The organism is Streptomyces sp. NPDC046716, assembly GCF_040645755.1.
Taxonomy (GTDB): Bacteria; Actinomycetota; Actinomycetes; order Streptomycetales; family Streptomycetaceae; genus Streptomyces.
Window position 1 is genome coordinate 35,539 of sequence record NZ_JBEYYU010000054.1, and the last position, 25,036, is coordinate 60,574.

18 protein-coding genes are annotated in these 25,036 nt (G+C 73.2%); 3 read left to right on the top strand and 15 right to left on the bottom strand.

The features are described 5' to 3' along the window. Positions 1–61: 61 nt before the first annotated feature. The 7 genes from ABZ930_RS31705 to ABZ930_RS31735 all read right to left on the bottom strand — a co-directional run bounded on the left by ABZ930_RS31705 (position 62) and on the right by ABZ930_RS31735 (position 11,096). Positions 62–3,097 (bottom strand): SMC family ATPase, encoded by a 3,036-nt coding sequence (locus ABZ930_RS31705; protein WP_361555424.1) that lies wholly within the window; start codon positions 3,095–3,097, stop codon positions 62–64. Next, positions 3,094–4,257, bottom strand: coding sequence for an exonuclease SbcCD subunit D (locus tag ABZ930_RS31710; protein WP_361555427.1), 1,164 nt, complete (start codon positions 4,255–4,257; stop codon positions 3,094–3,096). The genes ABZ930_RS31705 and ABZ930_RS31710 overlap by 4 nt, the downstream gene beginning before the upstream one ends. Before the next feature lie 83 nt (positions 4,258–4,340). Then, complete coding sequence (locus ABZ930_RS31715; protein ID WP_361555430.1) at positions 4,341–5,630, bottom strand: ThuA domain-containing protein; 1,290 nt, start codon at positions 5,628–5,630, stop codon at positions 4,341–4,343. A 25-nt stretch (positions 5,631–5,655) separates the two neighbouring features. Further along, positions 5,656–7,791, bottom strand: a complete 2,136-nt coding sequence (locus tag ABZ930_RS31720; RefSeq protein WP_361555476.1) for an RICIN domain-containing protein — start codon at positions 7,789–7,791, stop codon at positions 5,656–5,658. A 117-nt stretch (positions 7,792–7,908) separates the two neighbouring features. After that, positions 7,909–9,303 carry a lectin gene (locus ABZ930_RS31725; RefSeq protein WP_361555433.1) on the bottom strand — a complete coding sequence of 465 codons (1,395 nt, stop codon included), beginning with the start codon at positions 9,301–9,303 and terminating at the stop codon, positions 7,909–7,911. 300 nt (positions 9,304–9,603) lie between these two features. Beyond that, the gene (gene ssuE, locus ABZ930_RS31730) at positions 9,604–10,158 is read right to left on the bottom strand and encodes an NADPH-dependent FMN reductase (protein ID WP_361555436.1); all 555 of its coding nucleotides are present in this window, start codon (positions 10,156–10,158) and stop codon (positions 9,604–9,606) included. 317 nt (positions 10,159–10,475) lie between these two features. Further along, positions 10,476–11,096 carry a YigZ family protein gene (locus ABZ930_RS31735; protein ID WP_361555438.1) on the bottom strand — a complete coding sequence of 207 codons (621 nt, stop codon included), beginning with the start codon at positions 11,094–11,096 and terminating at the stop codon, positions 10,476–10,478. Positions 11,097–11,276: 180 nt separating this feature from the next. Between ABZ930_RS31735 and ABZ930_RS31740 the strand changes: the two genes are divergently transcribed. Further along, positions 11,277–13,238 carry an amino acid transporter gene (locus tag ABZ930_RS31740; protein ID WP_361555440.1) on the top strand — a complete coding sequence of 654 codons (1,962 nt, stop codon included), beginning with the start codon at positions 11,277–11,279 and terminating at the stop codon, positions 13,236–13,238. Positions 13,239–13,308: 70 nt separating this feature from the next. Then, positions 13,309–13,716, top strand: coding sequence for a CoA-binding protein (locus ABZ930_RS31745; RefSeq protein WP_361555442.1), 408 nt, complete (start codon positions 13,309–13,311; stop codon positions 13,714–13,716). Positions 13,717–13,836: 120 nt separating this feature from the next. On the opposite strand, the gene ABZ930_RS31750 is transcribed toward ABZ930_RS31745, so the two are convergent. Then, positions 13,837–14,052 carry a hypothetical protein gene (locus tag ABZ930_RS31750; RefSeq protein WP_361555444.1) on the bottom strand — a complete coding sequence of 72 codons (216 nt, stop codon included), beginning with the start codon at positions 14,050–14,052 and terminating at the stop codon, positions 13,837–13,839. A gap of 203 nt (positions 14,053–14,255) precedes the next feature. On the opposite strand from ABZ930_RS31750, the gene ABZ930_RS31755 reads away from it, so the two are divergent. Then, positions 14,256–15,377, top strand: a complete 1,122-nt coding sequence (locus ABZ930_RS31755; RefSeq protein WP_361555446.1) for a hypothetical protein — start codon at positions 14,256–14,258, stop codon at positions 15,375–15,377. Here ABZ930_RS31755 and ABZ930_RS31760 read toward each other — a convergent pair. The 7 genes from ABZ930_RS31760 to ABZ930_RS31790 are packed head-to-tail and all read right to left on the bottom strand — an operon-like array spanning position 15,366 to position 24,873. Continuing rightward, on the bottom strand, positions 15,366–16,283 hold the full coding sequence (locus ABZ930_RS31760; protein WP_361555449.1) for an NAD(P)-dependent oxidoreductase: 918 nt from the start codon (positions 16,281–16,283) through the stop codon (positions 15,366–15,368). The genes ABZ930_RS31755 and ABZ930_RS31760 overlap by 12 nt on opposite strands. After that, complete coding sequence (locus ABZ930_RS31765) at positions 16,280–17,200, bottom strand: methyltransferase domain-containing protein (protein ID WP_361555452.1); 921 nt, start codon at positions 17,198–17,200, stop codon at positions 16,280–16,282. Before ABZ930_RS31765 ends, ABZ930_RS31760 begins: the two co-directional genes overlap by 4 nt. 36 nt (positions 17,201–17,236) lie before the next feature. Next, positions 17,237–21,139: an amino acid adenylation domain-containing protein gene (locus ABZ930_RS31770; protein WP_361555455.1), complete on the bottom strand. Its 3,903-nt coding sequence runs from the start codon at positions 21,137–21,139 to the stop codon at positions 17,237–17,239. Beyond that, entirely contained in the window at positions 21,136–21,369 is a 234-nt protein-coding gene (locus ABZ930_RS31775; protein WP_361555458.1) for a phosphopantetheine-binding protein, read from the bottom strand. The genes ABZ930_RS31770 and ABZ930_RS31775 overlap by 4 nt, the downstream gene beginning before the upstream one ends. Beyond that, complete coding sequence (locus ABZ930_RS31780; protein ID WP_361555461.1) at positions 21,366–22,007, bottom strand: isochorismatase family protein; 642 nt, start codon at positions 22,005–22,007, stop codon at positions 21,366–21,368. Before ABZ930_RS31780 ends, ABZ930_RS31775 begins: the two co-directional genes overlap by 4 nt. A 20-nt stretch (positions 22,008–22,027) precedes the next feature. Continuing rightward, positions 22,028–23,662, bottom strand: coding sequence for a (2,3-dihydroxybenzoyl)adenylate synthase (locus ABZ930_RS31785; protein ID WP_361555464.1), 1,635 nt, complete (start codon positions 23,660–23,662; stop codon positions 22,028–22,030). Then, the gene (locus ABZ930_RS31790) at positions 23,659–24,873 is read right to left on the bottom strand and encodes an isochorismate synthase (RefSeq protein ID WP_361555467.1); all 1,215 of its coding nucleotides are present in this window, start codon (positions 24,871–24,873) and stop codon (positions 23,659–23,661) included. The genes ABZ930_RS31785 and ABZ930_RS31790 overlap by 4 nt, the downstream gene beginning before the upstream one ends. Positions 24,874–25,036: the final 163 nt, after the last annotated feature.

A 25,036-nucleotide genomic window follows, 5' to 3' on the forward strand; every position in this document is an offset into this window, starting at 1 on the left:
ATGGGCCGATGCCGCCGGTGGCCGGTCGCGCACTCCCCCGCGCCCCTGCGGGGCGCGGCCGTCACCGCTGCTTGACCTCCGATCCGTCCCGTCCCTTCACGATCTCCAGCTGGGCGTGGACGCGGCGGCGCAGGTCGCCGACGTGGCTGACGATGCCGACGCTGCGGTCGCGTTCGCGCAGTGAGTCGAGGACGTCGAGCACGTCGTCGAGGGTCTGGTCGTCGAGGCTGCCGAAGCCCTCGTCGATGAAGAGGGTGTCGAGCCGCACGCCGCCCGCCTCGTCCGTGACGACGTCGGCGAGGCCGAGGGCCAGGGCGAGGGACGCGAAGAAGGTCTCGCCGCCGGAGAGCGTCGCCGTGTCCCGCTCGCGGCCCGTCCACGCGTCGACGACGTGCAGGCCGAGGCCCGATCGGCCGCGCCCGGCCAGGGAGTCGGAGTGCACGAGGGTGTAGCGCCCGGACGACATGCGGCTCAGGCGCGCGGTCGCCGCCGCCGCCACCTGTTCGAGGCGGGCGGCGAGGACGTACGACTCCAGGCGCATCTTGCGCTCGTTGTCCGCCGCCGTGCCCGCGGCGAGGGCGGCGAGCCGGGCCACGCGGTTGTACGTGGTGCGCAGCGGGCCGAGGCGGCGGGCCTCGGTGGCGGCGCGGCGGGACAGCCGGTCGAGGTCCGCGCAGCGGCGCTGGGCCGCGTCCCGCGCGGAGCCCGCGGCCCGGACCCGCGTGTCGGCGGCCTCGGCCGCGCCCTGGGCGGCGGCGACGTCGGCCACCGGTCGGCGCGCGGCGGCCGCGGTGTCCTCCTCGGCGAGGACCGCCCGGACCGCGGCCTCCTCGGACTGCCGGACGTCCAGGCGGTGCTGCAGCTCGCGGTGGTGTGCGTCGTCGAGCTGGGCGGCGGCCGCGGCCTCCGGCGTGTCGAAGCCGGCCCTGAACGCGGCGTCGGCGAGTCGCGCGTCCGCGTCCTTCAGGCGCTGCGCGGTGTCCTCGACGGCGCGGGCCGCGTCGGCCGCCGTGCCGAGCACGTCCACGAGCCGCTCCAGCTGGGCGGCGCGGGCCTCGACGCTCACCGCGGTACCGCGCGCCTGCGCCAACTCGCTCTCCAGGTTCGCCTGTTCACGCTCCAGCGACTCCCGCGTCGAGGCGCGGCCGGCGGCCCGGGTGGCCGCTTCCTGGCGGGTGGTGAGCCTGCGGTCGTGCTCGCTCTGGGCGTGCGCGAGCCGCTCGCGGGCCGCGTGCAGGGCGGACGCCTCGGCGCGGGCCTCGGCGTGTCGATCTTGCAACGCGCCTGCCGCGTCGGCGAGTTCCCCGGCCGGGGCGTCACCGGCGGCCGCCTTCGCCGCGGCCAGCTCCTCCCGGACGACGCCGGAGCGGCGCTCGGCCTCGGTGTGCCGGTCCTCGGCGGCGCGGTGGGCGGCGAGCGCTGCCTCTTCGGCGGCGCGGTCGACGTGGCCGGCCGACTTCCGCTGGGGCGCGGGGTGTTCGGTGGCTCCGCACACGGCGCAGGGCGCGCCGTCCCGCAGCTCCTCGGCGAGTTCGGCGGCGATGCCGCGCAGCCGCTGCTCCTTCAGGCCGAGCCAGTGCTCATGGGCGTGTGCCGCCTCCTCGCGGGCGCGCAGGGCGTCGGCCCGCGCGGTGTCGGCCTGCTCGGCGAGCCGGTCGCGCTCGCGGGCGGCGCGGGCCTGCCGCAGCGCGGGCTCCAGCTGTCCGGCGAGGTGCTCGACGCGGGTCGTGGCCTCCTGGGCCCGGTCGACGCCGTCCTGGAGTTCGGTGCGGCGGGTGTCCCACCGGGCCAGCCACTGCTCGGCCTCGTCGAGCAGCTCGCCGTCGGCGCGCTCCTCCCGGTCGAGGTCGGCGCGCTCCCGGCCGACCGCGGCGAGGCGCCGCTCGGCCCGGCGCGCCGCGTCGAGCCCGCCGAGTTCCTGCGCGACACGCCGGGTGGCCTCGGCGAGGGCGCCGGGACCGGCGTCGGCCGCGTCCTTCAGGGCCCCGGGCGCGTCCGGCACCGTGCCGGTCTCCGCGCGCAGCCCGGCCCGGGCGCGTGCCTCCTCGCGCAGGGCGTCGCGGTGCTCGGCGTCGGCGGCCTCGCGCAGGTCGAGCGCGGGGGCGACCGCGGCCGCCTTGCGGCCCCGCTCCATCCGCTCGCGCACCGCACGCAGCTCGGCCTCCTGTGCGGCCAGCGCGGCCGCCCTGGTCTCGGCCTGCGCGAACCGGCGCTGAAGCCGGTCCGTCTCCTGCGCGTCGGTGAGGGCGCGGCGGGCCGCCACGCTCGCCGACTCGGCGGCGGTCAGGGCGAGATGGGCGTGCGTGTAGTGCTCCCGCGCCGTGGAACGGGCGACGGCCGCCCAGCCGAGGACCGCCTCCGCGACCCCGGGGTCGCCGGGCGCCGCGTCGACGGGGGGCGTCTCCACGACGTCCCCGGCGGCCTGCTGCATCCGGTGCGCGTCGGCCAGCAGCTGGGCGTCGCCCGCCGTCACCTGCTTCTCGGCGACGCGCCGGTCCTCGGCGAGCCGCTGCTCGACGGCGGCGAACCGGCGCGTGTCGAAGAGCCGGCCGAGCAGCTTGCCGCGGGCCTCGGCGTCGGCGCGCAGGAAGCGGGCGAAGTCGCCCTGCGGGAGCAGCACGACCTGGCAGAACTGGTCCTTGCTCATGCCGAGCAGCTGGGTGATCTCCTCGCCGATCTCCTGGTGGGAGCGGCTGAGGTCCTTCCACTCCCCCGCCACGGCGTCGTACTCGCGCAGCCAGCTCTGCGCCTTCTCCGTCGTGAATCCGGTGCCGCGCTTCTTGGGGCGGGCATACGGCGGCTGCCGGGTGAGTTCGAGCCGGCGTCCGGCGACGGTCAGGTCGAGGCGGACCTCGGTGCGCACCCCGGGCTCGGCGTGGTCGCTGCGCAGGTTCTGGCCCTGGCCGCCCGCGCTCTGCCGGGCGCCGGGCACCGATCCGTACAGCGCGTAGCAGACCGCGTCGAGGACGGAGGTCTTGCCGGCGCCGGTCGGGCCGTGCAGCAGGAAGAGGCCGGCCGCCGACAGGGCGTCGAAGTCGACTTCCTGGCTGCCGCCGAAGGGGCCGAACGCCGTGATGCGAAGGGTGTGCAGCCTCACCGGGCGACCTCGCGCACCACATCGTCGGTCCGTACGGCGTCGAACGCGGCGCGCAGCACCACCCGCTCGTCCTCGTCGGGCCCGGCTCCCCGGACATGGGTCACGAAGTCCTCCGCGATCTCGTGGTCGTCGCGCCCCTTGAGGCGCTCCGCGTAGCTGGCGTCCGGTTCCGTCTCGGTCCTGCGCGGGTCGAAGAGCAGGCTGAGGGTGTGCGGGAAGCGCTCGGTGAGCCGGGCCATCGGGTCGTCGGGCCGCACCGCGTCGGTGAGGGTGGCCTCCACCCAGGACTCCTCGTGTCCGGCGAGCGCGGCGTCGGCGAGCAGGTCCTCCAGGTCGCCGCGGATCCGGGCGAGCGGCCGGGGCACCGGGCAGTCGAGGCGCTCGGCGGTCACCGAGCCGTCGGCGGCCAGGTCGATGAGCCACATGCTCTTGCGGTGGTCGGCCTCGGAGAAGGAGTACGGGAGCGGGGAGCCCGAGTAGCGGACCCGCTCGGAGATGACCTGGCTGCCGTGCAGATGTCCGAGCGCCACATAGTCGACGCCGTCGAAGACGCCCGCGGGGACGGCCGAGACGCCGCCGACGGTGATGTCCCGCTCGCTGTCGCTCGGCGCGCCGCCGGTGACGAAGGCGTGCGCGAGGACGACGGACCGGGTCCCGGCCGGGCGTCCGGCGAGATCGGCCCGCACCCGCTCCATGGCCGCGGCGAGCACCTGCTCGTGGCCCGCCTTCTCGACCCCGAACTCGTCCTTCACCAGCGCGGGCTCCAGATACGGCAGCCCGTAGAACGCCACGTCGCCGTGGTCGTCGCCGAGCACGACGGGCTCGCCGCACCGGGCCGCCTCGGTGCGCAGGTGGATTCCGGCGCGGCCGATGAGCCCGGCGCCGACGCCGAGGCGGCGCGCCGAGTCGTGGTTCCCGGAGATCATCACGGTGGGCACGCCGAGGTCGGCGAGGCGGTGCAGCGCGTCGTCGTACAGCTCGACGGCGGCCAGCGGCGGCACGGCCCGGTCGTACACGTCGCCCGACACGACCACCGCGTCCACCTCGCGCTCGCGCACGGTGTCGACGAGGTGCCCGACGAACGCGGCCTGGGCGCCGAGCATGTTCACTCGGTGGAACGCGCGCCCCAGGTGCCAGTCGGACGTGTGCAGCAGCTTCATGACACACGAGGCTAGCCGCTGGGTCGGACATCACGTGCGGAACGCCCTCATCAGGCGTCCCGCACCGTGACGTGGGTCACGCGTCAGCCGGTACTCACCGTGAAGCTCTGCGCGGCCGAACCGTCACAGGCGCGCTGGGTCAGCTGCGCGCTGTTCGTGGCGGCGGCCGCCGCGGTGAGGCACTTGCCGCTGTGCCGGGCGGTGAGGTGGTACCTCCCGGCGGCTTCCTTCACAGGGAGCCACTGCTGGTTCTGCCCGCCGCCGTACGCCCACAGCTGGAGCGGCGCGCCGTCGGCGGTCGAGACGCCGGTCACGTCGATGACCTGCTGCGGGTTCGGGCGCACTCCGATGCGCCGGTACCCGCCGTCGGTCGCGGCGAGCCGGAACTGCTGCGCCTGGGTGGCGTTGCAGGTGTACTGCTGGATCGCGGTCCCGTCGGCGGTGGCGGCGGCGCGGGCGTCGACGCAGGTGCCGTTGCCGACGTTCTTCAGGGAGTACCAGGACGTCTCGGAGAGCGTGTCGTCCGGCGGGGTCGTGCCGCCGGCGCCGCCGAGCCACTTCAGCCCGTCGAGCAGGAACCGGTTCTGGGTGGCGCTGGCGAACGTCGACGACGTACGGGTGTTGGTGTCGTAGTTCATCGCGTTGTGGCCGAAGTTCGCGTAGAGCATCTTGTACTTCGTGTTGGTCCACAGGATCGGGTAGTAGCCGCTGTACCAGGACTGGTTCGGGTCGGTGCCCAGCGGGAAGCTGCTGGGGTCGACGGAGGCGAGGATCTTGATGTCCGGGTTCTGCCGCAGGTCGTTGGACCAGCTGTACCACTCGCTGACCGACGACGTGAACGAAGCGGGCAGGTTCACGGTGGACGGGTGCGTACGGTCCTCGACCTTGAGGACCGCGGACGTCGGCCCCCAGGTGTTGGACTTGAAGTTGCCGCTGCCCAGGAAGGTGTTGTGGTACCAGGACCAGCTCGCCGCGTCCGTGGTGAACGCGGAGACGTGGAAGCCCATCCAGGCGCCACCACCGCGCATGTAGGCCTCGAATCCGCTGCGTTGGGCAGCGGTCTGCGGCAGGTCGTCGAGGAACAGGACGACCTGGTAGGCGTTGACGCCGCCGTTGGCGAGCAGGTTCCAGTCGTTGCTGGCGGTGTAGGTGAAGCCGTTCGCGGCGGCCTGCTTCGGCAGCCAGTCGTTGGCCTCCTTCTCGAAGTCGATGTGTGCCGCGTCCCAGGTGCCGCTGTAGAGGCCGAGCACCTTGAAGGGGGCCGCCGCGGTGCTCGCGTGCGCGGCGGGTGGTGCCGCGAGCCCGATGAGGGCCGCGAGCAGCAGGAGGATCCGCAGGGCCGTGCGGGCGGATCCGGATCTGATGGTGTGCATCTGCGGTCGTTCCTTTCCCTGCGGTCTACGGGTAGTTGGTCAGGTACGCGACGTTGGAGCCGGAGTTGGACGGCCCTCCGGTGTTGTTGATGACGTGGCTGATGGTCCCGGTGCCGCCGAGCGAGACGGTGACCATGTCGTGGAATCTGACCCCGGAGGTGCTGGGCACCTCGAAGGCCCGGTCGGCGACGACACTGGAGTTGGTGCTGAAGTAGCAGTAGCTGCCGAGGCCCCATGCCTCGTGGCTGGTCACGGAGTTGGCCACCTTGTAGGCGGGGTGGCCCTTGCCGCTGCCGTTCATCCAGGCGGACTGGTTCGGCGGGTCGTAGGGCATCTCGTTCTGGAAGAAGTAGGTGCGGCCGCCGTTGCCGTTCCAGACGACCTGCGTCTTCTGGAAGTGTTCGACGAAGAGGCCGTACGCGGTCACGTTCGCGCCGTTGACGACGAGTCCGGTGTCGGCGGTGTTGGTGCTCCAGCCGACCGTGCCGCCGTTGCCGTGGTCGGCCCGCCAGATCCAGGTGTGGTCGATGACGGTGTTCGGGCTGTTGACGACGAGGGAGTTGGTCGCCCGGCCGTTGGTGGCGCCGCCGATCCGGATGAAGAAGTCCGTGAGCTGGATCGGGTCGGCCGCGTGGTCGGCGGAGGCGCCGTCCGGGCCGATCCGCACGAGGGTCTGGGAGTTGGTGGTGCCCGCGTCGATCAGCAGGCCGGCGAGCTGGATGCCGTCGACGTCGGCGGTGGTGATCGCGGTGATCCCGCCGTCCGGCACGAGGGTGGCGAGGCCCATGCCGAGGACGACCGTGTCGGGGCGCGTGATGTTCAGCGTCTGATCGAGGTGGTAGACGCCCGGGGTGACCAGCAGGTTCTTGCCGGCCGCGAGAGCCGCGTTCATGTCGGCCGCGGTCGCGCCGGGCTTGACGATGAAGAACTGGTCGAGCGGCAGCGAGGTGCCCGCCGGGGTCCTGCCGCTCCACGTGGTGCCGACGGCGTTCGCCCGCAGCGCGGGCACGAACACCTTGTAGGCGCCCGCACCGTCCACGTACAGGAACGGCTTCTCGCGGATCGTCGGGGTGCTCGCCACCGTGGTGTACGTCGGGAAGGACTGGGCGGGTGCGCCCTGGTCGCCGACGAAGACCATGTTCCAGTTCGATCCGGACCAACTGGCCATCTGGGAGTTGCGGGTGAGGAACTGCTGCTGGGAGCCGGAGCGGATCTGGCCGTCGACCTTGGTGTCGGAGATGAAGCCGCCGCTGGACCAGCCGCCGTCGTCGAGCGCGAGGTTGCCGCGCACGTGCATGCGCCGGTACGGGGCGGCCTGCGAGACGGCCCAGCGGTCCGTGCCGCCGGTCGGGTTGACCGACAGGTTCTCGGCGTCGCGCCAGAAGTTCTGGGTGGCGTTGCCCTGGAACCAGTCGGCCTCCGCGTGCACCGCGCCGTTGATGGTCACGTCGTCCGGGGAGAGGCCGAGCCCGGCGACCTGGGTGTAGAAGCCGACGTTGGCGTCGGCGCTGTACGTGCCCGGCTTGAACAGCAGGGCCTGGCGGGCCGAGCCGAACTGGTTGGTCTGCTGCTGGGCGAAGACCGAGTTCAGCTTGGACTGGATGCTCGACGCGGACATCGACGGGTCGAACACCGTGACGTTCGGGCCGAAGTCGGGGGTGCCGGGCGGGTTCGTCGTGCCGCCGCCGAGCGTGAAGGACTGCGCGGCCGTGCCGTTGCAGGTGTACTGCGCGAGCTGCACGCCGTCCGCGCCGGAGGCGGCGGGGACGTCCAGGCACTTGCCGCTGTTGCGGTTGACGAAGTGGTACGCGCCGTCGGCCTCGGCGACGGGCAGCCACTGCTGGTTGGCGCCGCTGGAGTACGTCCACAGCTGCACGGCCGCGGAGTCGGCGGTGGAGACGTCGGTGACGTCCCACGCCTTCGTGGCGTCGAGACCGCTGTCGACGCGGTAGTAGCCGCCGCTGGTGGCGACCAGCCGCCAGTTCTGGGCGGCGCTGCCGTTGCAGGCGTACTGCTGGACGGCGGTTCCGTCGGCGCTCGCGGCCGCGCGGGCGTCGACGCACTTGCCGCTGCCCTTGTTGATCACGGTGGCGGGGCCGGTCGGGAGCGCGGCGGCCGCTTCGGTCTGCGCGCTCGCCGGCGTCTGGGCGGCGATCTCGATTCCGGTCGCGGTCGTCGCGACGAGCGCGACCGCGGTGAGGAGTCTCGGTATCCGGCGTCTGAGCGCGGACCCGGGCACGGATCTGAACACGGAGGTCTCCTGTGGGGGGTGCGGCCGTCAGCCGGTGTACTTGGCGAAGATGCCGGTGAACTGCCAGGCGCTCTGGGACACGCCCGAGCAGGTGTCGTCGTTCGGGTAGCCGCCGGAGCAGGGCCGGTCGCGGTTGGCGGACCAGAACGTGAGGCGCGCGAGGTGGTGCTGCTGCGCGTAGCCGAGGATGGTCTGGAAGTCGGCCGGGGTGACGGTCTCGTTGTCGTCGGTGATCCCGTTCATGGACGAGATGCCCATGCCCCGGTACGCCTGGTCGTCGCTGTAGCCGTAGGCGTTCTTGAGGGCGTTCTTCAGTCCCTCGGCCGCCTTGGTGGTCAAGGTCCCCATGTTCTGGCCCGCGCCGCCGAAGTCGAACGGCATGATCGTCCAACTGTCCACGGTGAGGCCGGAGTTCGCGGCCCGGTTGATCAGGCTGGTGTCCGGCCCCGACTGGCCCGTGCCGATGGTGACGTACACCTTGATGCCCGGGTTGTTGGCCTTGACCGTCTTGAGCGCGTCCACGGTGCGCTGCTGGACGGTCCCGTTGCTGTAGGCGTCGGCCTCCAGGTCGATGTCGATGGCCTTGAGGCCGTACGCGTCGATGACCTTCTGGTACGCGCCGGCGAGCGCGCTGGCGCTGGTGCAGGAGCTCTCCAGCTTGTTGCCGCTGTAGCCGCCGAACGACGGGACGACGTCGCCGCCGCCCGCCCGCACGGTGTTGATCGTCTGCTGGTCGACGCCGCCGGTGAGCGGACGGCCGCCGTCCCACTGCGGGTTGCAGGTGCCGTTGCTGAGGACGAAGGCGAGGGTGAACCACTTGACGCCGGTGGCGTTCATGATCGTGGTCGGGCTGGGCGGGTTGCCCCAGCCGTTGTAGAGGTACGGGGCGACGGCCATCGGCGCCGACACGGGAGGGGTGCCGCCGCCGCTCGGCGCGGTCCACTTCTGGTTGGCGGCGCCCGTGCAGCTCCAGATCTGGACCGGAGTGCCGTTCGCGGAGGTGTTGCCGGTGACGTCGGCGCACTTCCCGGACTGCTGGCCCACGAGGTCGCGGGCGGCGGAGACGGTCCACTTCTGGTTGGCGCTTCCGGCGCAGTCCCACAGCTGGAGCCGGGCGCCGTTGGCGGTCGAATTCCCGGTGACGTCGAGGCACTTGCCGAGGGCGCGGATCGTGCCGTCGGTGCCGACGGTCCACTGCTGGGCGGCGGTGCCGTTGCAGTCGTAGAGCTGTACGGCGGTGCCGTTGGCGGAGCTCGCGCCCGCCACGTCGAGGCACTTGCCGCCGAGCCCGGTGATCGTGCCGGTGGCCGCGGCGGCGGGGGTGGCGGCGAGTGCGCCCGCCGACACCGCGAGCAGTGCGGTGGCGAGCGCGCCGCGCAGCGCGGTGGAGCGCGGGAGAGCGGTTCTGGACCTGCGGGACATAGGGGGGTTCACAGCCCTTCATGGGAGGCCGTCGATGGGGGGGTTGCCGCCGTTCAAGGAGATGAACGGCGGTTGCATTCATGAAGCTGTGGCGAACGGGAACCTAAAGGTCTGCACCAGAGCCGTCAAGAGATGAAACCGAGATGGCCATCAACGGGCCGACGCCCAGCAGGACTTGAACACAGCAAAGCCCCCGGTGGGCCTCCCGGGGGCTTCAACAGTACTTAATTCAAGGCGTGTTAAGAAGGGTGCTGCCACACTCCGCGCACGAGCCCGAACAGGCGCGGCCGGGTCCGGTCCTCAGGCGGCGGCGAGGCGGGAGCCGGTCGGCAGGGCGTCGCGGAAGCGGTCGAGGACCGGGGCGAGGGCCTCCCGCGTCTCGGGGACGAGGGCGACCGCGCCGTCCGCGTCGACGGTGATGTGCCGGTCCAGGACGAACCAGCCCTGCGCGACATCGGCACCGAGCGAGGTGAGGACCGGCCGCAGCGCGTAGTCGACGGCGAGGACGTGCGCGGGCGAACCCCCGGTGGCCAGCGGCAGCACGGGCTTGCCGCGCAGCGCGTACTGCGGCAGCAGGTCGAGGAAGGTCTTCAGCACGCCGGAGTACGCGGCCTTGTAGACGGGGCTGGCGACGATCAGGGCGTCGGCACGGGCCACGAGGGCGACCGCCTCGGCGATGTCGGGGGCGGTGGTGTCGGCGGACAGCAGTCCCTCGGCGGACAGGGAGCGGACGTCGAGATGGCGTATCTCGTGCCGGTGGGCGGCGAGTTGGGCACCGAGGTCGCGCACGAGGTGGGCGGTGCGGGAGGTGCCGGGGGCGGAGGCGCTGCCGGTGAGGGTGAGGAGGAGGGCCACGGGGGTGTCCTTTGCGGGGAGGGAGTTCGTTCTCGGCTGCGGGCCGGTGGGGCCTGTCACGCGGGGAACTGCGCGACAAGCCGCTACGAAAGCCGCACTCGCTGACGGAACAGGGCGCGTCGGAGCGACAGTTGGGCGCGGCGGAAAGGAGAGGCGGGCCGGGCGAAAGGCTCAGCCGGAGACGCGACAGGAGGCGCTGCTGACCCGTGCGAGGTCGACGTGACGTCGCCGCGTGAGGTCGTGCCGTCCTGCGTCCATGGGCCGATTGAACCAGGTGCCCCGTACATCCGTCGAGACCCGCCCACGCCGTGGACAGCTCAGCCGTACGCCTCTCCGCCCAGCTCGAAGCCCGCGGTCCCCGCGCTGACGTCGGCGAGCCACGCACGGAACCGCTCGACGTCCCCCTCGGGCAGCCCGATCTCGATGGTGACGGCCTCCGCGTAGCTGACGTCGCGCACCTCGCGCCCGGTGGCCCGCAGATCGTTCTCCATCTTTCCGGCACGGCCGTGGTCGACGGTCACCGTGGCGAGACGGAAGCGGCGGCGGGTGACGGTGCCGAGCGTGTCCAGCGCCTCCCCCACCGCGCCGCCGTACGCCCGGATGAGTCCGCCGGCGCCCAGCTTCACCCCGCCGTAGTAGCGGGTGACGACGGCGACGACGTAGCGCATCTCGCGCCGGGTGAGCATCTGGAGCATGGGCACCCCCGCGGTGCCGCCGGGCTCGCCGTCGTCGCTCGCCTTCTGCACGGAGGCGTCGGCGCCGATCACGTACGCGTAGCAGTTGTGCGAGGCCGTCGGGTGCTCCTTGCGGACGCGCGCGACGAAGGCCTGCGCCTCCTCCTCGGTCGCGGCGGGTGCGAGCGCGCACAGGAACCGGGAGCGGTTGATCTCTGTCTCGTGCACGCCCTCGTGGGCCACCGTGCGGTACTCGTCCTGCATCCGACCAGCCTATTCGCAGGTGCGGCAGAGGTCGCCCCCACCCGGTGTGCGGGCGACGATGTGGTGGATACTCGCTCGTCGCCACTGTCATGAACGGGCTGCCGCGGGGCAGTGCATTCCCGTACTCGACCGGCGACACCACCGAGCCTGACGGCAGCCTGACGACAGAGAGCCCCCCATATGACCGGCACCCGGGCCGACGCCCCACCCGCCAGCACCTCGCGCTGGCGGTCCTGGCTGCTGGAGGGCCTGAGCGAGCAGACCGCCCGCCACCAGGGGCCGCACGGCCGGGTCCCGGAGGAGCACCGCGGTCACCGGTGGTGGCGCGTGATGTGCCTGACGGGTGTCGACTACTTCTCCACGCTGGGCTACCAGCCGGGCATCGCGGCCCTGGCGGCCGGCCTGCTGTCGCCGCTCGCGACGCTGGTCCTGATCGCGCTGACCCTGCTCGGCGCGCTGCCCGTGTACCGCCGGGTCGCGAAGGAGTCGCCGCACGGCGAGGGCTCGATCGCGATGCTGGAGCGGCTGCTGCCCTGGTGGGCGGGGAAGCTGTTCGTCCTGGTGCTGCTCGGCTTCGCCGCGACCGACTTCATGATCACGATGACCCTTTCGGCGGCGGACGCGGCGGCGCACGTCGTGGAGAACCCGTTCGCCCCCGGCTGGCTGCACGACGAGAACCTGTGGATCACGCTGGTGCTGCTCGCGGCGCTCGGCACGGTCTTCCTGAAGGGGTTCAAGGAGGCCATCCGGGTCGCGGTCGTCCTGGTCGGCGCCTATCTCGCGATGAACGTGGTCGTGCTGATCACGGCCGCCGCCCATGTGTTCACCCAGCCGGTGAAGATCACCAACTGGTGGGACGCGATGACGGCCGAGCACTCCTCGCCGTTCGTGATGGTCGGTGTCGCGCTGCTCGTCTTCCCGAAGCTGGCGCTCGGCATGTCCGGCTTCGAGACCGGTGTGGCGGTGATGCCGCAGATCCAGGGCGGTCCCGACGACACGTACGCCAGACCGGCCGGCCGGATCCGCGACACCCGCAAGCTGCTGACCACGGCCGCGCTGATCATGAGCTGCTTCCTGCTGCTGTCCAGCCTGGCCACGACGATCCTGATCCCGCAGGCCGAGTTCGAGGCGGGCGGCGCGGCCAACGGCCGGGCGCTCGCCTATCTCGCGCACGCCTATCTGGGCGAGGCGTTCGGCACGGTCTACGACATCTCGACCATCGCCATCCTGTGGTTCGCCGGCGCCTCCGCCATGGCGGGCCTGCTCAATCTGGTCCCCCGCTATCTGCCGCGCTACGGCATGGCGCCCGAGTGGACCCGGGCGGTGCGTCCGCTGGTCCTCGTCTTCATGGCGGCGGCCGTCTTCATCACCCTCTGGTTCAACGCCAACGTCGACGACCAGTCCGGCGCGTACGCCACGGGCGTGCTGGTGCTGATGCTCTCCGCGTCCTTCGCCTCGACGGTCGCGGTGCACCGGCACGGCCACCGGGGGGCGACGCTCGGCTTCGGCGCCATCACGGCCGTCTTCGCCTACACGCTCGTCACGAACGTCGTGGAGCGCCCCGACGGCATCAAGATCGCCCTGATCTTCATCGCCGCGATCCTGATCTCGTCCTTCGCCTCCCGGGTCCACCGCGCCTTCGAACTGCGCGCGGGCGCGGTGACCTACGACGAGGAGGCCGTCCGGCTGATCGACGAGGCGGCGGCCCTGGGTCCGCTGCGCATCATCGCCAACGAGCCGCAGGAGCACACCACCGCCGAGTACCGCGCGAAGGAGAAGGACCAGCGCGAGGACACCCACATCCCCGACGACGGCGCCCTGCTCTTCCTGGAGGTCTTCATCCAGGACTCCTCGGACTTCACCGAGGACCTCGTCGTCCACGGCGACGAGAAGCACGGCGTGCGGCGGCTGCGCGTGCACGGCCCGGGTGTGCCGAACACGGTGGCGGCGGTGCTGATGAACCTGCGCGACCGCACGGGCGAGGTGCCGCACGCCTACTTCAACTGGACGGAGGGCCACCCCGTCAGCCACCTGCTGCGCTTCCTCGTCTTCGGTGACGGCGAGGTCGCCCCGGTCACCCGCGAGGTGCTGCGCCGCGCGGAGTCGGACCCGCAGCGGCGGCCCCGCGTGCACGTGGGCTGACCCGGCCGCGGAATCCCCGGGGCCGCCGGAGGGTTGTGTCAGCATCAGCCCGCGCTCACAGGAGGCAGTCATGTACGGCGACCAGGACACGGTCCGCAAGATCCTCACCGAGTCCGGCGACACCTGGGCCGTCGTCGGTCTCTCGTCGAACCAGGCGCGGGCGGCCTACGGCGTCGCCGGTGTGCTCCAGCGCTTCGGCAAGCGGATCGTCCCGGTCCACCCGAAGGCGGAGACCGTCCACGGCGAACAGGGGTACGCCTCGCTCGCCGACATCCCCTTCCCCGTGGACGTCGTCGACGTCTTCGTCAACGGCGATCTGGCGGGCGGGGTGGCCGACGAGGCCGTGGCGATCGGCGCGAAGGCGGTCTGGTTCCAGCTCGGTGTGGTCGACGAGGCCGCGTACGGGCGGACCCGCGAGGCGGGGCTCGAGATGGTCATGGACAGGTGCCCGGCGATCGAGATCCCCCGGCTCGGCTGAGCCGCCGCACCGCGCCCGGTCCCGGGCACAGGTGCGGGGCTCGGGCGGCCTGCACAGTGCTTCCCCCCACGGAAAGTGCAGGCCGCCCGAGCCCCTGGACAGGTGGCTCTGAGGGGGCGACTACCAGACGGAGTCCAGCGGTGCGATCGCCCGGGTCGACACATCGGCCGGGGCCGTCTCCTGGTTCGGCTCATTGGCCGGTTGCGGATCGGCGGGCGCCAGCCACACGCTGTCGGCACGCGTCGTCGTCGCCGCTCCGTGCGCCGACTGCGCGTGCGCCACGCCGGCCAGGGCGGCGACGGTCAGGGCGATGAGGGCTCCGATGCGGCGTGCCATGTGGGTCATCGTTGTCCTTCCGGGCGCACAGGGACGATGTCGCCTGGGCGAAGACGGTTCGCAGGTACCGGGTGGGGCCCCACGGATAGAATGTGGCCCATGCGGCGGCGCGGCTGCAATCGAATCCGCTGTCGTCTTGCTGCCTGGCGTAGGTACGCCAACAGGCCGACGGCCGAGTGGCGTTGACCCTGACGGAGGGTTGGGTGGGAGAGAGCACCGCACCCGAGGACGCGCGCGGGCGTGCGCTGCCGGGACAGGCGCTGTCGGCCGCCGCGGTCGACCTGTACGGGCGGCTGTCGACGGGCCGCCCGACCGGCCCCGCGGACGCCGAGGCGCTCGCGCAGTTACAGGCCTGGGGCATGGTCGGCGTCCCCGAGGACGGAGCGCGTCCGGTGCCCTTACCGCCCACGGCGGCCGCCTGGTCGGTCGCCAAGGAGGCGCTGGTGCACCTTCAGGAGCAGACCCGGATCCTGATGGAACTGCCGGGCGCCGTGGAACAGTTGAACCTGGCGTTCGCCCAGTCGCGCAGCCGGGCGGCGGGCACCACGGGCTCGGAGTTCCTCTCCGACCGGGCCGAGGTCAACGAACGGATCGGGGCGATCCTCGGATCGGCCCGGTCGGAGCTGCTCGGCGCGCATCCGCACGGGCCGCGGACCCGGGAGCAGATGGACATCGGCGTACCGCGCGACACGGCGGCCCTGGAGCGCGGGGTGCGCTACCGGACGCTGTATCAGGACGCGGTCCGCGACGACGTGGTGACCTGCGAGTGGGCGTCGACGATGGCGCCGCGCGGGGTGCACTTCCGGACGCTGGCGGACCCCTTCGAGCGGGTCGTCATCGTCGACGAGCGGGTCGCGGTCATCTCCGACTACGTGGTCCCCGACGCTCCGGACGGCTCGGCGTGGATCATCACGGACCGGGCGATGGTCGCCTTCTGCAAGCACGCGTTCGAGCAGGAGTGGCGGCGGGCCAGCCCCTGGCACGGTCAGCGCCGGGTGCGCGGCCAGAGCCCGGAGGGCGGGCTGCTGAGCCAGTTGCAGCGGGCGATCCTGCGGGCCCTGTCCGAGGGAGAGACCCAGGACGGGGCGGCACGCCGGCTCCAGGTGTCGACACGGAAGCTGCAGCGGGAGCTCGACCTGGTCCGGGCCGCGTGGGCGCTGCCGCAGGCGACGGTCGCGCAGCTCACCTTCCGGTGGGCGACCTCGCCGGAGCGGGAGGCGACGCGCGAGAAGGCCGCCTGGCGCCGGACGCTGACGCCCGGCGCCGACCCCGGCCTCCCGGTCAATCTCCCGGCCGCCCCGGCGGGACCGTCGTCAGCGTCCTGAGGGCTCCTCGGGCCGATGGCCGCCGTCGAACGACGCGAAGTAGGCGGCGGCCATGTCCTCGTCCCCGTGGCCCTGCTCGGCGGCGCGGGCGAAGCGGGCCGCGCTCGCCTCGGCGACGTCGAGGCGGACGCCGCCCGCCCGGCCCGCCTCCACGATGAGCCGGGCGTCCTTGGCGGCCGTGCTCACCGCGAACTGAGCCGGGGTGAGCCTGTCCTCCCGCACCAGAGCGGTCTTCATCCGCAGATACGGCATGTCGAGGCCGCCGCCCGCGATGGCGTCGAAGAAGTGGTCCGGGTCGACGCCGAGGGCCTCGGAGAGGGCGAGGACCTCGCCGGCGGCGTTGGTCGCCGCCAGGACCCAGCTGTTGGCGACCAGCTTGAGCCGGGTGGCGCTGCCCGCGGCGCCGTCCTCGCCGGTCCACACGGTGCGGCTGCCGACCGCTTCGAGGACCGGGGCGATCGCGTCGCGGTGCTCGCCGGGGCCCGCCGCGAGGATCAGCAGCTGCCCCTCCTCGGCGGGGCCGCGGGTGCCGAGCACGGGGGCGTCGAAGAAGACGAGCCGGTTGCGGTCGGCGAAGTCGGCCAGCTGGGTGACGCCCTCGATGCCGGCCGTCGTCGACTGGATCCACGCGGCGCCGGGGCGCAGCCCGTCGGCCGCCTGGCGCATCACGTCCAGGGCGGCCGGTCCGTCGTGGAGCATGGTCAGGATCGTGTCCGCGCCGGTGACGGCCTCCGCCGGGGTGTCGGTGACGTGCACGCCGTCGGCGGTGAGCGGTTCCGCCTTGGCGCGGCTGCGGTTCCAGGCGCGGACGGTGTGCCCGGCCCGTGCGATGTTCCGGGCCATCGCGGCGCCCATGATTCCGGTACCGAGGACCGCCACGGTCGGCTTGTCGGTCGGTGCGCTCATGCCTTCGACTCCCTTGTGTCTGTCTGGTGCCCGTGCTCACTGTGCCGCGCGGCCGGTGATCGCGTCGAGCCGGGCCGGTCGGGTCGGTCCTTGCGGCGGGCCAGCCTGAGTTCGGTCAGGTGGCGCTTGGTGACCGTGCCCCCGTAGCGGCGGTCGATGAGGCGGCCGACGCAGTCGAGGAGTCCTGCGCGGGCGGCCGGGGCGAGGGCGCGGGTACCGGAGAAGGTGCGCAGGAGGTCGAGGTACTGCCGGGTGGTGAACGTGAGGTCGCGTTCGTAGCGGCGGAAGACGGGCGGCTCGAACCGGTCGGCGCCGGGCAGCGCAGCGTTGCCCTGCGCGACGTTCCGGCTCGGTGCCTCCTGGCTGTCGTACGGGATGTCGTCCGCGGCGGTGAGGCGCAGGCCGGGCGGTGTGGCCGGGTCGAAGCGTTCGTAGCAGTCCTGTACGTCGACGAAGAACTGTTCTGTGCCGCCCGCGACATGATGGGTCGACAGCGTCGCGAGCATGCCGCCGGGGCGCAGCGCGGCGGCGGACTTCGCGACGCGCACGGCGGGGTCGATCCAGTGGAACGAGGTCGCCGCCAGGACCAGGTCGAAGGGTTCGGGCGGCAGCGGCCAGTCCTCGAACGCGGCGGTCTCGACGGTGACTTCGGGATACCCGGCGAGGTTGCGGCGGGCGACGGCGGCGAGTTCGGCGCCGAGTTCCACGGCGACGATCCGGCAGCCGCGCCCGGCGAGCGGCACGGTCGCCAGGCCGGTGCCGCAGCCGATCTCGAGCACCCGGCAGCCGGGCCCCGCCCCGGCGAGCGCCGCCAGGTCGTCGTGGACCCGCGGCGGATAGCCGGGACGGGCCCGGTCGTAGGTCTCGGCCGCCTCGGTGAAGGTGCGGCGCAGGCGTTCTCGCTCGGTGTCGGTCACCCGGGCACGGTACGGAACGCGCCCGGGTGGCGCAGCTCAGAAAGCGCGGGCCTCCCCTTCCTTCAGGCGTGGCGCCAGCGCCGCCGCGATCTCGTCCACGGGTCCGTCCCTGAGGAGTTCGGGGTGGGTGCAGGGCAGGTCGTGGTTGGTGAGGCGGCCGGTGACGTGCGGGCGCCAGGCCTCGCGGGTGAGCCAGTCCTCGGGGCGCGGGGCCGCCGCCGTGACGAAGAGGACGTCGCCGTCGTAGCGGCGGTGGGTGTGCTCGCGCATCATGCGGGCGTGGTGCGGGACGATGTCGACGATGCGGGACAGGGTGCCGTCGGTGAGGCCCGCCAGCGGGCTGCCCGCCTTGCGGAGCGTGGCGAGGACGTCGGCGCGGGTCCGCTCGGCGCCGCGTTCGAATCCGGCCATGCGCAGGACGGCGGTGAGGGCGTCGCCCTCCTCGGGTGCGGGGCGCTCGCGCCACTGCTCGGCGGGGAACGCGTCGAGCAGGGCGAGGAGTTCGACCTCCTCCCCCGCTTCCTGGAGCAGGACGGCGACCGAGTGGGCGAGGATGCCGCCGACCGACCAGCCGAGGAGCCGGTACGGGCCGTGCGGCCGGATCGTCCGGATCTCGTCGGCGTAGTCGGCCGCCTGGTCCCACAGGGTGGGCGGCAGCGGGGCGTCGGAGGTCAGGCCGCGGGCCTGGATGCCGTAGACGGGCTGGTCCTGGCCGAGGCGGGCGGTGAGGCCCGCGTAGCACCAGGAGATGCCGCCCGCCGGGTGGATCGCGAACAGCGGCGCCCGGGTGCCCTCCGCGCGCAGGGGCAGGATCACGCCGAGGGCGTCCGTCGCGGCGGGTCCGCCGTCGTCGATGCGGGCGGCGAGCGCGGCCGGGGTCGGGGCCTCGAAGAGCGAGCCGATGGTGAGGTCGGCGCCCAGCTCCTCGCGCACGCGTGCCACGAGGCGTACGGCGAGCAGCGAGGTGCCGCCGAGATCGAAGAACGCGTCGTCCGGGCCCGCCTGCGCGATGCCGAGGACCTCGGCGAAGAGGCGGGTCAGGGCCTCCTCGCGGGGGCTCGCGGGAGGGCGGCCGCCGGTGCCGCCCGCGAAGACGGGGGCGGGGAGTTCGCGGCGGTCCAGCTTTCCGTTGGGGCTGAGCGGGAACGCGTCGAGGGGCACGATCGCCGAGGGCACCATGTGCTCGGGCAGCTCACGGGCGAGGGCCGCGCGCAGTTCCGTGGGGTCGGCGGTGCCCGTGACGTAGCCGACGAGCCGGTCGTCGCGGACGAGCGCGCAGGCCCCGTCGACACCGGGCCGGGCCGCGAGCGCCGCCTCGATCTCGCCGAGTTCGATGCGCTGGCCGCGCAGTTTCACCTGGTGGTCGGTGCGGCCCAGGTACTCGGCCTCGCCGTGTTCGGTCCAGCGGGCGAGGTCGCCGGTGCGGTACATGCGGCCGCCGCGGAACGGGTCGGGCACGAAGCGTTCGGCGGTCAGCTCGGGCCGGTTCAGATAGCCGTCGGCCAACTGGCGTCCGGCCAGGAAGAGTTCGCCCACGATGCCGGGCGGGCAGGGGCGGCCCGCCGGGTCGAGGACGTAGAGGCGGGTGTTCCAGACGGGCCGCCCGATCGGCACCGGCCCGGTGTCCTGCGGATCGCAGGCGTGGAAGGTGACGTCGACGGCGGCCTCCGTGGGGCCGTACAGGTTGTGCAGTTCGACGCCGGGCAGGGTGCGGGCGAAGGCGGCCGCGGTCTCGCGGGGCAGGGCCTCGCCGCTGCAGAACACGCGGCGCAGACCGGCGGAGCACGTGGCGGCGTCGGGCCCGGCGAGGAACACCTGGAGCATCGACGGCACGAAGTGGCAGGTGGTGACGGCCTGTTCGCGGATGAGGGCGGCCAGATAGTCGGGGTCCCTGTGGCCGCCGGGCTCGGCGACGACGAGGGTCGCGCCCTCCCGCAGCGGCCAGAAGAACTCCCAGACGGACACGTCGAACGAGGACGGTGTCTTCTGGAGCACCCGGTCGCCGGGCCCGATCGGGTAGGTGTGCTGCATCCAGCGCAGCCGGTTGTCGATCGCCGCGTGCGGGACGACGACGCCCTTGGGGCGGCCGGTGGAACCGGAGGTGTAGATGACGTACGCGGGGTGCGCGGGTGTGAGCGCGCGGGCCGGGTTCACCGTGGCGTACGCGGAGAGGTCGAGGCCGTCGAGGACGACCCGGGGTGTGGCCGGTCCGGCGGGCAGTCGCCCGGGGCGGTCGGTGACGGCGCACACGGGCGCCGCGTCGTCGAGCATGTGGGCCAGGCGCTGTTCGGGGTAGTCCGGGTCGAGCGGAAGGTAGGCGGCGCCCGCCTTCAGGACGGCGAGCAGGGTGACGATCAGCTCGACGGAGCGCGGCACGCAGACGGCGACCAGTTCGCCGGGCGCGGCGCCGAGGGTGCGCAGATGGCGGGCCAACCGGTTGGCGCGGGAGTCGAGTTCGGCGTACGTGAGGAGGGTGTCGCCGTACACGAGGGCGGGCGCGTCCGGGGTGCGGGCGGCCTGTGCCTCGATCGGTCCGACGAGGGTGGTGGGGGGAAGGACGCGCTCGGTGCGGTTGAACTCGTCGAGGACGAGGTGGAGTTCGGCGGGGGTGGCGATGGAGCGGCCGGCGAGCGAGGTGTGCGGGTCGCTGTCGGCGAGGCCTTCCAGCAGGTGGACGAAGCGGGCCTGGTGCGCGGCGAGGTCGGCCTCGTCGTAGAGGGCGGGGTTGCCGTCGTGGTCGATGCGCAGGCCGCGGCCGTCGGCGCGGTCGTAGATGTTGACGGTGAGGTCGTCGACCGGGCCCGCGGACAGGTTGTGGGCGGTGGCCGGGGCGCCGGCGAAGTCGACGCCGTAGTCGAACGGCATGACGTTGACGAGGGGGCCGACCAGGCCGCGCTGCTCGCCGAGCAGGCCGAGGTCGCGCCGGATGTCCTCGTAGCGGTAGCGCTGGTGGCGGCGCACGTCGCGGATGCCGAGGACGACCTGGCGGACCAGTTCGGCGAAGGTGGCGTCCGGGGCGACGGTCAGCCGCAGGGGCAGCACGTTCATGACCATGCCGGGTACGCGCAGGGCGACGGAGCCCATCCGGCCCATCATCGGCAGGCCGAGGACGACGTCGGCGCGGCCGGTGGCGCGGGCGGTGTAGAGGGCCTGGGCGGCGACGAGGACGTCGGGCCAGGTGGCGCGGGTGCGGGCGGCGAGGTCGCGGAGCCGGTCGCGGACCTGGGGTGCCACCGTCGTCGTACGGCGGTGGAAGGTGCGGGACGGCAGCGCGCCGCGGCCCGCGAGCCGGGGGGCCTCGGGGCGGTCGGCGAAGGCCTCGCCCCAGTGGGCGCGGTCGGCGGCGAAGGCGTCGGAGGACCGGTACTCGGTGTCGACGGCCAGCAGGTCGGCGAGGGGGGCGAAGGTGCGTGGTCCCGGCTCGTCGCCGCGCACGAGGGCCGTGTACACCTCGGCGGTGCGGCGGACGAGGAGGGAGTGGCCGAAGCCGTCGATGACGAGGTGGTGGATGCGCTGGTACCACAGCCAGCGGCGCTCGCCCACGTGGAAGAGGGCGTGTGCGAAGAGCGGGCCCTCGGTGAGGTCGACGGGGGTCGCGAGGTCGGCGCGCATGCGGGCGACGGCCTCGTCCTCGGTCAGTCCGTCGTGGACGGTGAGGGGCAACTCCACTTCGGTGCGTACGCGTTGGCGCGGTCCGTCGGGGGTGTCCTCGACGCGGACGCGGAGCGCGTCGGCCTCGGCGACGACCCGGCGCAGCGCCCGCGCGAACGCCTCGGGGTCGAGGTCGCCCTCGATCACCAGGTACTCGGCGGTGTTCTGGGCGGGGCTGAGCGGGTCGAGGGCCTGGGCGAACCACATGCCGGACTGGGCCGCGGTGAGCGGCAGCACGAGGTCGCGGCGGGTGGTGTCCGGGCCGACGACGGGGGTGACGGGAGTCATGAGGCGCTCACCCCCAGGATCTTCGCCCAGGCCTCGACGGCGGGCTGCTCGGCGAGGTCGACGAAGGAGGCCGTCACGCCGTGGTCGCGGCGCCAGCGTTCGAGGAGGGTCATGACGCGGACGGAGTCCAGGCCGAAGTCGACGAGGTTCTCGTCGACGGGGATGTCGGCGGGGTCCTCCCCGAGGCAGTCGGCGACGTCGGTGCGGATCTGTTCGACGGTGAGGGTCATGCGGCCCGTACCTCCTCGATGAGGGCGTCGGTCGTGGTGACGACGGCGCAGCGGCCCGCCGCCCAGCGCAGGGCCATGTCGTGGTCGTCGCGCGTGAAGTCGGCGACGGCGTCGGCGACGACGAACGCCTGGATGTCGCGCATCCACGCGTCGCAGGCGCTGATGAGGACGCCGATGTGGGCGTAGACGCCGACGATCACCAGTTGGTCGCGGCCCGCCGCGGCCATCAGGTCGGCGAGTTCGGTGCGCACGAAGGCGCTGTACTTCCACTTGGTGAGGACGGTGTCGCCGGCGCGGGGCGCGACCGGGTCCGGGGTCGCGAGGGCCTGCGGGTCGTCGGCGACGCCGGGTCCCCAGAAGTCGAGCTGGAGTCCGCGTTCCTCGGGGGTCTGGCCACCGCGCTGGGCGGAGTACACGACGGGGACGCCGAGGGCGCGGCTCTCCTCGATCAGCCGGGCGGAGTTGTCGAGCATGCCGGTCAACGGCTGCTGCTCTTGCGGGTACTTGGCGAGGAAGTGGTGCTGGAGGTCGTGCACGAGGAGGACCGCGCGGGCCGGGTCGACCGTCCAGGAGACCCGGTTGGCGGGGAGCTCGGCCGGGGCCGGGAGCGGATACGCGGCGATGGTGGGGAGCGCCATGGGGGGAATCTCCAGGTGTTTCAGTGCTGTTCGGCGGTGGACCGCTGCTGCTTCTTGGCCGTCTTGCCGATGCCGGTCTGCGGGAAGACGTCGACGAACTCGACGAGGTCGGGCACCTTGTACGCGGCCACGCCCCGCTCCCGGACGAACCGCTTCACGGCGACCGGCCTCAGGGGTGCGGCGTCCGGGCGCAGGACGACGTAGGCGAGGGACCGCTCGCCCAGGTACGCGTCGGGGACGGCGACGAGGGAGACGTCGTGCACGGCCGGATGGGCGAGGATGATGTTCTCGATCTCCTCGGGGGCGATCTTCTCGCCGCCGCGGTTGATCTGGTCCTTGGCCCGGCCCTCGACGACGAGGTGGCCGCCGGGGGTGCGGCGCACGATGTCGCCGGTGCGGTAGAAGCCGTCGGCGGTGAAGGAGCGGGCGTTGTGCTCGGGGGCGCGCCAGTAGCCGCGGATGGTGTACGGGCCCCGGGTCAGCAGGTGCCCGAACTCCCCGTCGGGGACGTCCTGGTCGGCGTCGTCGACGACGCGGATCTCGTCGTCCGGGGAGATGGGCAGGCCCTGTGTGGTGACGACGGTCTCCGGATCGTCGTCCAGGCGCGTGTAGTTGACGAGGCCCTCGGCCATGCCGAAGACCTGCATCAGCCTGCTGCCGAGCGCGGGGGTGAGTCTGCGGGCGGCGGCCTCGCTGTACTTGGCGCCGCCGACCAGGACGAGGTCGAGCGAGGACAGGTCGTGCCGGGTGTCGGAGCCCGCGTGGGTCCAGACGAGGGCGAGCGGCGGGACGAGCCCGGTCATGGTGACGCGTTCGGCGGCGACGATCGGGAAGGCCGTGTCGGGGTCGGTGCCCGGGGACATGACGACGGTGCCGCCCGCGTACAGCACGCCGAGCCAGCCGGGCGAGCTCATCGGGAAGTTGTGGGCGGCGGGCAGGACGACGAGGAAGCGGGTGTCGGCGTCGACGCCGCAGATGTCGTTCGACCCCCACAGGGAGTACAGGTAGTCGTCGTGGGTGCGCGGGATCAGTTTCGGGCGGCCGGTGGTGCCGCCGGAGAGCTGGAGGAAGGCGAGTTCGTGTGGTTCGGGTCCGGTCAACTCGACCGGATCGCACGGCACTTCGTCCAGCGCGGTGTGCTCGCCGGGGTCGCCCACGACGAAGACGTGCCGCAGCGACGGCGTGCGTTCCTTGACCGTGGTGGCGAGTGTCCGGTGGTCGAATCCGGCGTGCCGGTCCGGGACGACGTACGCGACGGCCTCGGTGAAGGCGCAGAAGTAGCCGATCTCCGCCTCGCGGTGGGCCGGCAGGGCGTACACCGGCAGGGCGCCGATGCGGAACAGGGCGAAGACGACTTCGATGAACTCGCCGATGTTCGGCAGCTGGACGACGACGCGGTCGCCCTTGCCGATGCCGCGGGCGGCGAAGCCGGCGGCCAGCCGGTCGGCGCGCTCGTCGAGTTCGCCGTAGGTCCAGGTGCGCCGGACGGGCGCCGGGTCGACGAGGGCGATCCGCTCCGGGTGGCTCTCGGCGCGTTCGCGCAGCACACCGCCGAACGTCTCGCCGCGCCAGTAGCCGGCCGCGCGGTAGCGCTCGGCGAACGCGGCGGGCCAGGTGGGCGCGTCCGTTCCCGGGGTCAGGGCGTCGGCGGTCACAGGGCGGCTCCCACGGCGCTGAGGAAGGTACGGAACTTGGCGCCGGTCTCGGCGGTCTCCGCCTCCGGCGAGGACGCGGCGACCACTCCGGCGCCCGCGAACAGGCGCAGGCGATTGCCCTCGGCCTCGGCGCAGCGGATGGTGACGACCCAGTCGCCGTCACCGGCGGCGTTCTGCCAGCCGACCATGCCGGTGTAGGCGCCGCGGTCGAAGGGCTCGGACTCGGCGATCACCCGCCGGGCCACGGCGGTCGGGGTGCCGCAGACGGCCGGGGTCGGGTGCAGGGCACCGGCGAGGTCGAGCGCGGTGGTGCTGTCGGGGTCGGTGAGTTCGCCGGTGACCGTCGTCGACAGGTGCCACATCGCGGCCGTACGGACGAGGGTGGGGCGCTCCGGGACGTCGATGGTGCGGCAGAACGGGGCGAGCGCCTCGCGTACCGCGGCCACGACCACGGCGTGTTCGTGCAGGTCCTTCGGGGATTCGAGGAGCGCGGCGGCCCGCCGGACGTCCTCGGCGAGGTCGGCGCTGCGCGGTGCGGAGCCCGCGAGGGGGTTGGCGGTGAGCTGCGCTCCCCGGCGGGCGACGAGGAGTTCGGGGCTTGCGCCGATCAGTGTGCGGCCCGGGGCGGTGGGCACGGCGAAGGTGTAGCCGGACGGGTCCCGGCGGGCCAGCCGGCGCAGCATCGCGGGGAGGTCGGGGGCGTGCGGGGCGGTCAGTTCGAGGGTGCGGGCGAGGACGACCTTGTCGAACTCGCCGGCCCGCATCCGGGCGACGGCGGCGGCCACGGCATCGCCGTACACCCGCGGCGCCGGTATCTCGCGCACCTGCCAGTCGGCGGCGTCTCCGGTGACCGGGACCGGCAGCGCGATCAGCGGGTCGGTCCTCAACGCCGGTGCTCTGCGGACGCGTTCGGGGACGGCCAGCGCGGGCGGGGCGGCCGGGTCGAACGGGAGGGCGCCGAGCACGAGGGGCTGTGGCTCGCCCGTGCGGCGGCGGGCCTCGTTCAGGAGGTCCCGTACGCGGGCGGTCAACGGGGCGTCGGTGTGCGGGAGTTCGGCGAGGGTGCCGTGGGCGAGGAGGGTGTGGTGCGGGGTGGCTATGAGGCGGTCGGTGGCGGGGCGGTAGTCGTCGAGGAGGGTGGTCGCGGCGCCGGGCGATGTCAGTTCCGGGGTCGTCGTCTCGGTGGCGGATTCATGAACGGTGGTGGTCATGGGTGCCTCCTGTGGGGTGGGTCGGCATGTGGGGGGTGCGTGTTCGGGTGCGGGTCCGTCGTGGCTGGTCGCGCAGTTCCCCGCGCCCCTGAAGGCATGCGCTGCGCGCGCCTTCCCCTGCCCCTGAGCGAGCGCAGCTCGCTTCAGGGGCGCGGGGAACTGC

Coding starts and splice junctions, on each gene's coding strand:
- ABZ930_RS31710 (WP_361555427.1), bottom strand. CDS start 4,257: ATGAAGCTGCTGCACACGTCCGACTGGCACCTGGGGCGCGCGTTCCAC.
- ABZ930_RS31715 (WP_361555430.1), bottom strand. CDS start 5,630: ATGCACACCATCAGATCCGGATCCGCCCGCACGGCCCTGCGGATCCTC.
- ABZ930_RS31725 (WP_361555433.1), bottom strand. CDS start 9,303: ATGTCCCGCAGGTCCAGAACCGCTCTCCCGCGCTCCACCGCGCTGCGC.
- ABZ930_RS31735 (WP_361555438.1), bottom strand. CDS start 11,096: ATGCAGGACGAGTACCGCACGGTGGCCCACGAGGGCGTGCACGAGACA.
- ABZ930_RS31740 (WP_361555440.1), top strand. CDS start 11,277: ATGACCGGCACCCGGGCCGACGCCCCACCCGCCAGCACCTCGCGCTGG.
- ABZ930_RS31745 (WP_361555442.1), top strand. CDS start 13,309: ATGTACGGCGACCAGGACACGGTCCGCAAGATCCTCACCGAGTCCGGC.
- ABZ930_RS31750 (WP_361555444.1), bottom strand. CDS start 14,052: ATGGCACGCCGCATCGGAGCCCTCATCGCCCTGACCGTCGCCGCCCTG.
- ABZ930_RS31760 (WP_361555449.1), bottom strand. CDS start 16,283: ATGAGCGCACCGACCGACAAGCCGACCGTGGCGGTCCTCGGTACCGGA.
- ABZ930_RS31770 (WP_361555455.1), bottom strand. CDS start 21,139: ATGACTCCCGTCACCCCCGTCGTCGGCCCGGACACCACCCGCCGCGAC.
- ABZ930_RS31775 (WP_361555458.1), bottom strand. CDS start 21,369: ATGACCCTCACCGTCGAACAGATCCGCACCGACGTCGCCGACTGCCTC.
- ABZ930_RS31780 (WP_361555461.1), bottom strand. CDS start 22,007: ATGGCGCTCCCCACCATCGCCGCGTATCCGCTCCCGGCCCCGGCCGAG.
- ABZ930_RS31790 (WP_361555467.1), bottom strand. CDS start 24,873: ATGACCACCACCGTTCATGAATCCGCCACCGAGACGACGACCCCGGAA.